General features: G+C 66.8%; 12 protein-coding genes. 9 read left to right on the plus strand and 3 right to left on the minus strand.

What is annotated here, in order from left to right; translation table 11 throughout:
- Positions 1-5: 5 nt before the first annotated feature.
- On the plus strand, positions 6-1367 hold the full coding sequence (locus NA2_RS14330) for a GH1 family beta-glucosidase (RefSeq protein ID WP_008597703.1): 1362 nt from the start codon (positions 6-8) through the stop codon (positions 1365-1367).
- On the opposite strand, the gene NA2_RS14335 is transcribed toward NA2_RS14330, so the two are convergent.
- Positions 1364-2146, minus strand: coding sequence for an SDR family oxidoreductase (locus NA2_RS14335; RefSeq protein WP_008597704.1), 783 nt, complete (start codon positions 2144-2146; stop codon positions 1364-1366). The genes NA2_RS14330 and NA2_RS14335 overlap by 4 nt on opposite strands.
- A 244-nt stretch (positions 2147-2390) precedes the next feature.
- On the opposite strand from NA2_RS14335, the gene NA2_RS21985 reads away from it, so the two are divergent.
- The 7 genes from NA2_RS21985 to NA2_RS14360 all read left to right on the plus strand — a co-directional run bounded on the left by NA2_RS21985 (position 2391) and on the right by NA2_RS14360 (position 9429).
- The gene (locus NA2_RS21985) at positions 2391-2549 is read left to right on the plus strand and encodes a hypothetical protein (RefSeq protein WP_157188241.1); all 159 of its coding nucleotides are present in this window, start codon (positions 2391-2393) and stop codon (positions 2547-2549) included.
- A 158-nt stretch (positions 2550-2707) separates the two neighbouring features.
- The gene (locus NA2_RS14340; protein ID WP_040678020.1) at positions 2708-4315 is read left to right on the plus strand and encodes an OpgD/OpgG family glucan biosynthesis protein; all 1608 of its coding nucleotides are present in this window, start codon (positions 2708-2710) and stop codon (positions 4313-4315) included.
- Positions 4299-4454, plus strand: coding sequence for a hypothetical protein (locus NA2_RS21990; protein WP_157188242.1), 156 nt, complete (start codon positions 4299-4301; stop codon positions 4452-4454). Before NA2_RS14340 ends, NA2_RS21990 begins: the two co-directional genes overlap by 17 nt.
- Before the next feature lie 76 nt (positions 4455-4530).
- Positions 4531-6348 carry a glucans biosynthesis glucosyltransferase MdoH gene (gene mdoH, locus NA2_RS14345; RefSeq protein WP_008597706.1) on the plus strand — a complete coding sequence of 606 codons (1818 nt, stop codon included), beginning with the start codon at positions 4531-4533 and terminating at the stop codon, positions 6346-6348.
- Positions 6349-6355: 7 nt separating this feature from the next.
- On the plus strand, positions 6356-7540 hold the full coding sequence (locus tag NA2_RS14350) for an OpgC family protein (RefSeq protein WP_040678057.1): 1185 nt from the start codon (positions 6356-6358) through the stop codon (positions 7538-7540).
- Positions 7541-7658: 118 nt separating this feature from the next.
- Positions 7659-8114, plus strand: coding sequence for a TRAP transporter small permease (locus tag NA2_RS14355; RefSeq protein ID WP_008597708.1), 456 nt, complete (start codon positions 7659-7661; stop codon positions 8112-8114).
- A 13-nt stretch (positions 8115-8127) separates the two neighbouring features.
- Entirely contained in the window at positions 8128-9429 is a 1302-nt protein-coding gene (locus NA2_RS14360) for a TRAP transporter large permease (protein WP_008597709.1), read from the plus strand.
- Between the two features lie 32 nt (positions 9430-9461).
- Here NA2_RS14360 and NA2_RS14365 read toward each other — a convergent pair whose 3' ends face one another.
- A complete protein-coding gene (locus NA2_RS14365; protein WP_008597710.1) occupies positions 9462-10973 on the minus strand; it encodes a fumarate hydratase in 1512 nt (503 codons plus the stop codon).
- Between the two features lie 6 nt (positions 10974-10979).
- The gene (gene maiA, locus NA2_RS14370) at positions 10980-11627 is read right to left on the minus strand and encodes a maleylacetoacetate isomerase (RefSeq protein WP_040678060.1); all 648 of its coding nucleotides are present in this window, start codon (positions 11625-11627) and stop codon (positions 10980-10982) included.
- 131 nt (positions 11628-11758) lie between these two features.
- Here maiA and NA2_RS14375 point away from each other — a divergent pair, with 131 nt between their 5' ends.
- Positions 11759-12295 (plus strand): VOC family protein, encoded by a 537-nt coding sequence (locus NA2_RS14375; protein ID WP_040678021.1) that lies wholly within the window; start codon positions 11759-11761, stop codon positions 12293-12295.
- Positions 12296-12299: the final 4 nt, after the last annotated feature.

Consider the following 12299-nt stretch of genomic DNA (forward strand, 5'->3'; position numbering starts at 1 on the left):
CCGACATGTCCGAGGGCGCGCCGGAGACGATGCAACTGGCCTTTTCGCGCGCCGATTTTCCGCCGGGTTTCGTGTTCGGCACGGCGACGTCGGCCTACCAGATCGAGGGCAGCCGCTTCGGAGGCTGCGGCACCTCGCACTGGGACACCTTCGCCGCCACGCCCGGCAACACGATGCGCGGCGAGAACGGGGCGACGGCCTGTGACCACTATCACCGCTGGGAGAGCGATCTCGACCTGGTGCGCGATGCCGGATTCGACTGCTACCGTTTCTCCACCTCCTGGGCGCGCGTCCTGCCGGAGGGGCAGGGCAGGCCGAACGAGGCGGGCCTGGATTTCTACGACCGGCTGGTCGACGGCATGCGGGCGCGGGGGCTAAAACCTTTCGCCACGCTCTATCATTGGGACCTGCCGGCGCCGCTTGCCGATATCGGCGGCTGGACCAACCGGGACATCGCCGCGCGTTTCGCCGACTATGCCGAGATCGTCATGAAGCGGATCGGCGACCGGGTGGAAACCGCCGCGACGATCAACGAACCGTGGTGCGTCGCCTGGCTCAGCCATTTCATGGGTCTTCACGCGCCGGGCCTGCGCGACATCCGTGCCGCCGCGCGCGCCATGCACCACGTGCTCCTGGCGCATGGCCGCGCGACGCAGGCGATGCGGGCGCTCGGCATGGACAATCTCGGCCTCGTCACCAATTTCGAATATGCCGCACCTGCTGACGACAGCCCGGAGGCCGCCCGTGCGGCCCGGCTCTATGACGGGATCTACAATCGCTGGTTTCTCGGCGGCGTGTTCAACGGAGCCTATCCGGAGGATGTGCTCGAGGGGTTGGGCCCGCACATGCCGAAGGGCTTCGAGCAGGATTTCGCGACCATCGGCGCGCCGGTCGACTGGCTCGGCATCAACTACTACACCCGCAAGCTCATCGCCGGCGACGGATCGAACCGGTTTCCCGCCCTGAAGGAGGTCGAGGGGCCGCTGCCCAAGACGCTGATGGACTGGGAGATCTTCCCCGAGGGCCTGCACCATTTCATCACCTGGGCGGACCGCAACTACACGAAGGGCCTGCCGATCTACGTCACGGAGAACGGCATGGCCTCGGCCGACCGCATCGCCGGCGGGCGGGTGGACGATCCGGCGCGGATCGACTTCCTGAACCGTCATCTGGGCGAGGTGCGGCGCGCCATCGGCGAGGGCGCGCCGGTGAAGGGCTATATCGCCTGGTCGCTGCTCGACAATTACGAATGGTCGCTCGGCTACGACAAGCGCTTCGGGCTGGTGCATGTCGATTTCGACACGCTCCAGCGCACGCCCAAGGCCTCGTGGCACGCGCTCGGGCGGGCGCTGGTGGGGCAGGGTTAGACGGAGCGCGTCGCACCGCCGTCGATGCGGATCTTCGCGCCGGTGACGTAGGACGCACGTTCGGAAGCGAGGAACACCGCCACGTTGGCGAATTCCTCCGGATCGCCGTAGCGACCCATGGGAATGGCCTCCGCCGCCGCCGCCGAGACGTCCTCGACGGGCTTTCCGGCGCGTTGAGCCGCCGCCGTGTCCAGTTCCACGACGCGCTGCGTGTGGATGCGGCCCGGCATCAGGATGTTCACCGTCACGCCATCCCTTGCGACTTCGCTCGACAGGGTCTTCGACCAGCCGACGATGGCCGAGCGGATGCCGTTCGACAGGGCAAGGACCGGGATCGGCTGCTCGACGCCCGACGAGGTGACGGTGAGCACGCGGCCCCATTTGCGCTCGCGCATCGCCGGCAGAAGGCGCTGGGTCAGGTGGAAGATGTTGGCGGCCATGGTCTCGAAATTGCCGAGCCAGTCGCCGCGCTTCGCGTCGACGGCCGTCGACGGGGGCGGACCGCCGGTGTTGTTGACAAGGATGTCGACGCCGCCCTCGGCCAGCAGCCTGTCGGCCAGCGCGTCGATGGCGGCCAGATCGGACAGGTCGAGCGGTTCGACGGTCACCGTTCCGGCGCCCTCCGGCAATTTGCCCGCCCAGGCGGCGATCGCATCCCTGTTGCGCGCGGCCGCGGTGACGTTCACGCCTTCGCGGGCGAGCCCCTCGGCGATCGCCGCGCCGAGGCCGCGGCTCGCGCCCAGGACGAGGGCGCGCTTGTTCTTCAGTCCAAGATCCATCGGTCAATCCTTGAGAATGTGTGCCTTGAGAATGTGCGCCATGAGCCGGCGTGGAAGCCTGCACATCGCGCAACCGCGCCAGCGGCTCTCCCGCCCCGTGGCGGCCGATGCGTGAGCAGCGCCGGCCGCCGGGGAATTGGGCACGATTCAAAGTCTGAATGCAAGCATCTGGCTGCGACATTTTGGCCGTTGCCGCGCGCCACGAGGCCGGGCGTGGGAAGCCGCCGGGGGCGCGATGCCAGCCGTGTCCGACGCCGCCGCCGCGACCGACGTGCCGCAAAGGCATCCTCTTGAACTGCATTTGCCGCCGATTTCCGGCGGCTGCGGCGGGTCCTCGGCACAAGCGGTTGAATTTAAGCCGTTATCCTGGATGAAGCCCATTGCAAACCGCGTCGAGAAGTGACAGAGATTTCGCCGCGACCGGCTTCATTTTTGATAACAACCGGTCTCCGAAAGTTATGTGTTGTGCCTCAACCTTACCGTAATTGATGCGTTTTGAGTTCGCAGTGTTTCAGCTGCGATACCCTTCCCGCAACGCATTACGCATACGAGTCCCAGTATATGGATCGACGCTCCTTTCTTAGTTCCTGCCTGACGGTGTCGCTGTTGGGCACTTCCAGCCTGATGGCCCTCTCCTCCTCGGCATTGTCTCAGGAGGCTGCCCCGGTGGCCCCCGATGCCCATGCCACCGGCGAACCGGTGCCGTTCTCTTTCGATCGGCTGACCGAGGCGATGAAGGCAAAGGCCGCCGAAAGCTACAGTGTCCCGAAATTCGACGTGCCGCAGCAGATCGCCGAACTGACCTACGATCAGCACCGCGCCATCCGCTTCCGCCCCGACAATGCCCTTTGGCAGGGCGAAGCCCCGTTCGAGCTGCAGGCCTTTCACATGGGCTGGCTGTTCAAGGAGCCGGTGATGCTCCATTCCGTCGATGCGGGCATGGCGCGCCAGGTCGTCTTCACCGGCCGCGACTTCGAGTACCGGGCGCCGCTCGACCCGGCGCGTTTCCAGGATCTGGTGATGACGGGCGAGGCCGGCTTCCGGCTGCACTATCCGCTGAACGCGCCGGACGTCATGGACGAGCTGGTCTCGTTCCTCGGCGCCAGCTATTTCCGGGCGCTCGGCCGCGACACGCTGTACGGGCTTTCGGCGCGCGGGCTTGCGATCAATACCGCGACGGCGAATGGCGAGGAGTTTCCGCGCTTCACCGATTTCTACATCGAGCGCCCGAGCCGGCGGAGCAAGGAAATCACCGTCCACGCGGCGCTCGACAGCGAGAGCGTGACGGGGGCGTTTCGCTTCGTGATCGCGCCGGGGCGCGACACGGTGATGACCGTCACGGCGCGCATCTTCGCCCGCAAGGACATCGAGCGGATCGGCATTGCGCCGATGACGTCGATGTTCCTGTTTGCCGAGAACAACGACAGCGCCTTCGACGATTATCGCGGACAGGTGCATGACAGCGACGGGCTGAAGATCGTCCGCCAGAACGGCGACGAGCTGTGGCGCAACCTCAACAACCCATCCGATCTGGCGACCTCATTCTTCGTCGAGGAAAATCCGAAGGCCTTCGGCCTGTTCCAGCGCGACCGCGACTTCGTGCACTTCCAGGATGCGGGTGCGGGGTATGAGCGGCGGCCGTCGCTTCTTGCCGAGCCGCTGGACGACTGGGGCAAGGGCGCGATCAACCTCGTCGAGATCCCGACCGACCTCGAGGTCAACGACAACATCGTCGCCTTCTGGGTGCCGGAAAAGCAGGTCAAGGCCGGCGAGGCGCTCGAATTCCGCTACCGGCTGAGCTGGGGCGCCATCGAGGAGACGACCACGCATTTCGCGCGCGTCATGGCGCTGCGCAGCGGCGCCGGCGGCGTTTCGGGCGTCGAGAACACCGAGGGATTGCGCAAGTTCGTGGTCGATTTCGACGGCGAGATTCTGCGGAACCTTTCGGCCGACTCGAACATTGAGGCGGTTGTGAATGTCAGCCGCGGCGACATCGTCCACTCGACGGTGTCGCGCATCGACAGCAATGGGATGTGGCGTCTCGTGATCGACCTGAAGCCGAACGGCGCCGGGCCGGTCGAGTTGAACGCCTATCTGAACCTCGACGACAAGCGGCTCTCGGAAATCTGGAGCTATCAATGGAGAAAGACCGATGACGCGCGTTCTTGATGCGGGCAACCAGAAGCTGGGGCTCGAAGGCTGCGCGCTGCCGGCTGCTCCGATGGCCATGCCGGAGCAGGTGCTGGAGCGGCCGCGTGCGCGCGGCGCGCTGTTTGCCTCGCTGCTCAAGCGGCTTGCCTGGAAATAGGTTTGCTCCGGGATAGTTGGCCGCAGGGCCGGCGCAGTTTCAGGGATGGCGGCCTGGTGCCGCCCGGTATCGCATTATGGTCAGCGTAAGACGTGTCCTCTCGATCCTGTTCTGCCTGTCGATGGCCGGCCTCGTGTCCGCACTGGCAATCGGCTATTTTTCCAGCGACGGGATCCAGTGGATCGACGCGGTGCGCGTCGCGTTGCTCGCGGCCAGCACGGCATGGCTTGCATGGGGCGCGGCCTATGCCTTCAACGGCCTCCTGAGTTTTCCGCTCGCCGCGGAGCCTCCGGCCCTGGCGCCGGTGCCGAGCACGGCGCGCACCGCCGTTCTGGTGCCGGTCTACAACGAGGATCCGGTCAAGACCTTCTCGCATGTCGCCGCCATGATCGGCAGTCTCGACGCGCTGGGGATCGGCGGGCGGTTCGACTTCGCCATCCTGTCCGACACGCGCGACGAGCGCGTCGCGCAGGAGGAGGCGCTCTGGTTCGAGCGCCTGCGCAGGGAGTGCGGCAGGGATGCCGGGCTCTATTACCGCCGGCGCGAGATGAATACGGGCAAGAAAGCGGGCAATGTCGCCGACTTCATCCGCACCTCGGGCGCGCTCTACGACTATCTGATCGTGCTGGACGCAGATAGTCTGATGGAGGGGACGACCATGGCCGAGATGGTGCGGCGCATGGATGCCGACCCCAAGCTCGGTCTGCTGCAGACCCTGCCGAAAATCGTCCATGCGCGGTCCTATTTCGGCCGCGCCATGCAGTTCTCGACCGCCTACTACTCGCCCGTCTACACGCGCGGGCTGGCCGAACTGCAGGGCAATGCCGGTCCCTTCTGGGGCCATAACGCCATCGTGCGCACGCGCGCCTTCGCGCAGAGCTGCGGCCTGCCGGAACTGACCGGCACGCCACCCTTCGGCGGCCACATCCTCAGCCATGACTATGTCGAGGCGGCGCTTTTGACCCGCAACGGCTGGACGGTGCGCGTCGACCCGGACCTGACCGGCTCGTTCGAGGAAGGCCCGGACAATGTCATCGACTTCGCCAAGCGCGACCGGCGCTGGTGCCAGGGCAATCTGCAGCATGGCCGCGTCATGACCGCGCCGGGGCTGAAGCCGTGGAGCCGCTTCGTCTTCCTGCAGAACATCATGGCGTATGTGACGTCTCCGCTGTGGGGGCTGTTCATCCTTGCCAGCATTGCCGCGCCGACGCTCAAGGGCGTGCCGGACTATTTTCCCGAGCCCGGGTTGTCCGCCGTCTTCCCGCGCGTCGAGCAGGGGCTGGCGCTGACCCTTCTGGTCGGCGTGTTCGGTCTTCTGATCGGCCCTAAGCTGCTGATCGTCCTGCGCGGCGCGCTGAGCGGCGCCAACGCAGCCTTCGGCGGCACGGCGCGGGCGCTGCGCAACACGCTGGCCGAGATCGCCTCGACCAGCCTGCTCGCGCCGATCATGCTGATGTACCAGTGCCGCGCCGTGCTGGAGGTGTTTTCCGGCATGGACGGCGGCTGGCCGGCGACCAACCGTGAGGCGGGGTCCGTCAGCCTGTCGGAAGCCTGGGCCGCGAGCTGGTGGATCAGCGCGACGGGCCTCGTGACGCTCGGCTTTGCCTTTCAGTTCGCGCCCGAATATGTGTCGTGGCTGCTGCTGGTCGCCGCGCCGCAGGTCTTCGCGCCGCTGCTGATCCATGTCAGTTCCTGGACGGCGTCCGCCGGATCGCGGCAGGCCGGCCTGTTCCAGACCGGCGCCGACAGCCAACCGGCCCCGGTGGTGGTGCGGCAGGAGGCGGTCCTGGCGCGCTGGCGCGGCGGCATGGTGCATGCCGGCGATGTCCGGACGCCGGGCGACGAACCGGTCGGGCTGGGCGTTCTGGCGTCCGGCGTGGACGCAGAGCGGTGAGGGCGGCATGAACGCTCCCTTCGTTCCCGCAAGCCCCGGCCGCGACCATCGCCTCGACGTGTTCCGCGGCCTGGCCTTGATGACCATCTTCATCAATCACGTGCCCGGCAATGCCTTCGAGCGCCTGACATCGCGCAATTTCGGCTTCTCCGACGCGGCCGAGGCCTTCGTCCTGATGTCGGGCATCGCCGTCGGGCTAGCCTATTCGCGCAGCTTCCGCAGCGGTCCCTTCCTTCCCGCCTGCCTGCGGGTCTGGCAGCGGGCCTGGACGCTCTATGTCACGCACATCGTCTCGTCGGTGATCGTCATCGGCCTGGTGGCCGCGGGCGCGCTCTATCTCGGCGCGGTCGAGATGCTTGGCAAAATCAATTTCTCCCGTCTTCTCGACCAGCCCCTGCAGACGATGGTCGGCATACCGCTGCTCGGACACCAGCTCGGCTATTTCAACATCCTGCCGCTCTACGCCACGCTGCTGGTCGTCTCGCCGGTCTACATCCTGATCGGCCTGCGCAGCCGGCTGGCGCTGGTCGGCGTGGCGGTCGCCGTGTGGATGGCCGCCGGGTTCTTCCGCCTCAACATGCCGAACTACCCCAATCCGGGCGGCTGGTTCTTCAACCCGTTCGCCTGGCAGCTCATCTATGCGGTCGGCATCGCCGGCGGGCTGGCCGTGCTCGACGGGCGCAAGCTCGTGCCGTTCAGGCCGTTTCTGTTCTGGCTGAGCAGCGCCTATCTGGCGTTCTCCTGCATCTGGGTGGTGTTCGGCCTCGGCAATCTGCCGGGCGGCAATCTCCTGCCCTTCTTCATGGGCGGTTTCGACAAGACCTTCCTGCCGCTGCCGCGCCTGCTGCATGCTCTCGCGCTCGCCTATGTGCTGACCAACGCCGCCTGGGTGTTCAGCCTGTTCAGGCTCCCCGTGTTCCGTCCCATCGAGCTGATGGGGCGCAACGGCCTGGCGGTGTTCGCCACCGGTTCCGTGCTCGCCATCGTCCTCCAGATCTTGCGCATCCGTTTCGAGACGACCCTGGCGGGCGACGCGGCGCTGCTCGCCGCCGGCATCGCCATCCAGTACGGCGTCGCGCGGTTCTTCTCCGCCCGGAAAGCGAGTGCGAAGGCGGCCGGGACCAGAAAGGTGTCCGCCGACAAGCCGTTTCTCCCGAGCGGCGAGAAGCGCCGCGTGAACGAGGCCGCCTGAGCGCCTGAAGCGCGGCTTCCCACCGCCGGGCATCCGCGGCCGTTCCTCATCGATGAGGATTGAACGCCTTCACCCCCACGGGCACGCTCGGGCCATGTGGAGGAGTGGTATCGCTGACATGACAGGTCCTTGCCGCGTCGCGGATGTCGTCGCGACGGTTTCGCTCGCCCTGATGATGGGCGTCGTGGTGCTCGACGTGGTGCTGCGCTACGCCTTCAACATGCCGATCGCGGCGAGCATCGAGCTTGTCGAGGCGGGCATCGTCGGGACGGTCTTCATGGCCTTGCCCAGCGCATCGGCGCGGGGCGCGCATATCAGCATCGACTATGTCGACGCGCTTCTGTCGGAACGCGCGCGGGCGTTGCTCGACCGCGTGTCGCATCTGCTGATCGCGCTGCTCCTGGCGGGCCTTTCGGTGCTGCTCGCCAGGCGCGGCATGGTCCTGCTGGAGCGCGGGGATGTCAGCATCGCCCTGCATTACCCCACCGGCTATCTCGCCCTCTTCATGGCGCTCGCCATCGCGGTGACCGCGCTGGTCCATCTCGCCCGCTTCGTCCGCCCGACATCCCTGTGAGGATCCCCGCCTCGTGATCGACGCACTCCTGGCCTTCGCCGTCCTGTTCGCCCTTGCCTTCCTGCGCATCCCGCTCGCCTTCGCCATGGGCATCGTCGGCTTCGGCGCGCTGGCGATGACGCTTTCCTTCGACGCGGCTGCGGCCAGCATCGCCCAGACCGTCTACGAGACGGGCGCGCTCTACACGTTGTCGGTCATCCCGCTGTTCACGCTGATGGGCGGGCTGGTCACGCGCTCGGGCCTGTCGCGGGAACTCTACGCGGCCGCCTACGCCTTTCTCGGGCATCGCCGCGGCGGGCTTGCGACCTCGACCATCATAGCCAGCGCCGGTTTCGGCGCGATCTGCGGGTCGAGCCTTGCGACCGCGGCCACCATGGCCAAGGTGGCGTTGCCCGAGATGGAGCAGCGCGGCTACCGGCCGGGCCTGGCGACCGCCTCCATCGCCGCCGGCGGCACGCTCGGCATTCTCATCCCGCCCTCCGTCATCATGATCCTGTACGGCATCATGACCGACACCAGCATCGCGGCCCTGTTCGCGGCCGGCATCGTTCCGGGCATCGTCGCCACCCTGTTCTACATGGCGGCCGTGCGCTGGACGGTCTGGCGCGATCCGGAAGCCGCGCCGCCCGGCGAACGGATCGGCTGGGGCGCACGCCTGTCGGCGCTGCGCGAGATCTGGCGGGTGCTGCTTCTCTTCGTCGTCGTCCTCGGCGGCATCTATGGCGGCGTCTTCACGCCGACCGAGGCGGCGGGCATCGGCGCCTTCGGGGCCTTCGTCATCACGCTCGTGCGCGGCCAGACGAGCCTTGCCGAATTCGGCCGGATTTTCGTCGACGCGGCGCGTACCAGCGCCATGATCTTCGCGGTGCTGACAGGCGCGCTGATCTTCGCCAACTACATCAACTTCACCAGCATGTCGTCGGACCTGGCGGCGCTGATCGAGGCCTATTCGGTCTCGCCCTTCATCGTCATCATCCTGCTGGTGCTGGTCTACATCGTTCTCGGCTGCCTGTTCGAGAGCATTTCGATGATCGTCCTGACCGTCCCGGTCTTCTACCCGATCGTCCAGGCGCTCGGCTTCGACCTCGTCTGGTTCGGCATTCTTGTCGTGGTGGTGACGGAGATCAGCCTGATCACGCCGCCGGTGGGCATGAACGTCTTCGTGCTGCGTTCGCTGACGCCGCATATCCCGACCGGAACGATCTTTCGTGGGCTGGCGCCCTTCATCGCCGTTGATTTCGTGCGCATCGCCGTGCTCATCCTCGTGCCGGCACTGACGCTGGCGCTGCCGCAGGCGCTCGGCCTGCTGCGCTGATTTTCTGAAAGCAGGAACCTGCCGAGGCCCGCTCAGTCCGCCGCGGCGGCGATGCGGCGGCGCCATTCGGCGGGACCGAGGCGGTGGACCGACTGGCCGGCCGCATCGACGGCGACCGTCACCGGCATGTCCTCGACCGTGAACTCGTAGATCGCTTCCATCCCGAGATCCTCGAAGGCGACGCGCCGGGCCTGGCGGATCGCCTGCGAGACGAGTACCGCCGAGCCGCCCACCGCGATCAGATAGGCCGCGCGGTGGCGGGCGATGGCGTCGATCGCCTCCTGGCCGCGCTCGGCCTTGCCGATCATCGCGATCAGCCCGGTTTCGGCCAGCATCATCTCGGTGAACTTGTCCATGCGCGTGGCCGTGGTCGGTCCGGCGGGACCCACCGCCTCGTCGCCGACGGCATCGACAGGACCGACATAGTAGATCACGCGCCCGGTGAAATCGACGGGCAGGGGCTCGCCCCGCGCCTTCATGTCGGCGATCCGCTTGTGCGCGGCATCGCGTCCGGTCAGGAGCCTGCCGCTGAGGAGCAGTTTCTCGCCGGGCCGCCAGCGGGCGATCTCCGCGCGCGTCAGTGTGTCGAGATCGACGCGCCGCGCCGTGTCCGCCGTGCGGTCGAGCGCGATCTGAGGCCAGTCGGCGAGCGCGGGCGGCGTAAACGTCGCCGGACCGTCGCCATCAAGGGTGAAGGTGATGTGGCGGTTCGCGGCGCATTGCGGAATGAGGCCGACCGGCATGGATGCCGCATGGGTCGGATGTGTCCTCAGCTTGACGTCGACGACCGTCGTCAGCCCGCCCAGCCCCTGCGCGCCGATGCCGAGCGCATTGATCCGCCGGTAGAGCTCGATGCGCAGCTCCTCTTCCTTCGAGGCGGGGCCGCGCTGCAACAGATCCTGCATGTCGATCGGCTCGAACAGGGCCTGCTTGGCCATCAGCATGGCCATGTCGGCGCTGCCGCCGACACCGAGACCGATCATGCCGGGCGGGCACCAGCCGGCGCCGAGCGCCTCGACGGTCCGCACCACCCAGTCGGCGACGCTGTCGGAGGGGTTGAGCATGGCGAAGCGCGCCTTGTTCTCCGAACCGCCGCCCTTGGCCATCAGCGTGATCGTCACGCGATCGCCCGGCACCACCGATGTGTGGACCACCGCCGGCGTGTTGTCGCGCGTGTTGCCGCGCGAGAACAGGGGGTCGGCGACGATCGAGGCGCGCAGCGGGTTGCCGGCGTCGAGATAGGCGCGGCGCGCGCCCTCGTTGACCAGGTCCTCGATGCACGCCTTCGTCTCGACGCGCGCTTCGAGCCCGACCGCGACGAAGGCGTTGACGACGCCGGTGTCCTGGCACATCGGCCGGTGACCGATGGCGGCCATGCGCGAATTGACGAGGATCTGCGCTATCGCCTCCTTCGCTGCCGTGCTTTCCTCGCGTTCGTAGGCGGCCGTCAGGTGCCGGATGTAGTCGGCTGGATGGTAGTAGGAGATGAATTGCAGGGCGTCGGCGACGCTCGCAACGAAATCATCTTCACGTATGACGGCCATGTTCCCTCATCCCTGTGCGTCTCCCTGCGCTTCCGGGCGGGCGGCGGCGAAGGCCGGCAGCGCGTCGCAGGCATCGGCGATCCGCGCGATGGTCGGAAAATCGTCGAGGGGACAGTCGAAGCGGCGTGCATTGTAGACCTGCGGCACGATGAAGGCGTCGGCCAGCGTCGGCGTGTCGCCGAGAACGCAATCGCCGGCTCGTCCCGACGCGGCAAGCAGCGCCTCCAGGCCGGCGAAGCCGGAGGCGATCCAGTGCCGGTACCACGCGAGCTTGCCGTCCTCGTCGAGACCCAGCGTGCCGGTGATGTGCTTCAGGACGCGCAGATTGTTGAGCGGATGGATCTCGCAGGCCACCGCGCTCATCACCGCCCGCACATAGGCGCGCTCCTCGAGGGTCTTCGGCAACAGCGCCGGCTCCGGGAAACGCTCTTCCAGATATTCGCAGATGGCGGTCGACTGGCTCAGCACCTGTCCGTCGATCTCCAGCGCCGGGACCAGTCCCTGCGGGTTGACGGCCTTGTAGGCCGGCTGGTGCTGTTCGCCGCCGCCGCGCAGCATGTGGACGTAGGCCGGTTCCCATTCGAGACCCTTCAGTGCCAGCACGATGCGCACGCGATACGCGGCCGACGAGCGAAAATAGGTGTAGAGCTTCACGATCAATATCCTTGTAACGGTTCCATTTCACGCATCCATCAGACCCGCGCCAATCCTCATCGATGAGGAATGACCCCCGGCGATCGAGCACCGATAGTCGGCCAGCTGAGCAATCGCTGGAGGAAACCCTGATGTCCACTATGGTTCCGATCAACGGGCTGCATCACTTCGCTTACCGCTGTCGCGACGCGGAGGAAACCCGTCATTTCTACGAGGACATCCTCAACCTGCCGCTGGTCCATATCGTGCGCGCCGAGACGGTGCCGAGCACCGGCGAGTTCTGTCCCTTCGTCCATCTGTTCTTCCAGATGCGTGACGGGTCGCACATCGCCTTTTTCGACCTCGGCGACAACGTCAAGGCGGAGCCTTCGGCCAACACGCCCGCATGGGTCAATCATCTCGCTCTGGCGGTCGGCTCGCTGGACGAGCTGCACGACGCGAAGGCGCGTCTTGAAGCCGCCGGCATCCCGATCCTCGGCGTCACCGACCACCACTTCATCCACTCGATCTATTTCTTCGATCCGAACGGCATCCGCCTGGAGCTGACCACGGATATCGGCCTCACCGAGTACAAGTCCGAAAAGCTGCGCTCGGCGCATGACGAACTGGCCGCGTGGACGCAGGAGAAGCAGGAACGCCTGCGCCAGGCCGCCGCTTCCGGCGCGTGAAACG

It is taken from the genome of Nitratireductor pacificus pht-3B (assembly GCF_000300335.1).
GTDB lineage: Bacteria > Pseudomonadota > Alphaproteobacteria > Rhizobiales > Rhizobiaceae > Nitratireductor > Nitratireductor pacificus.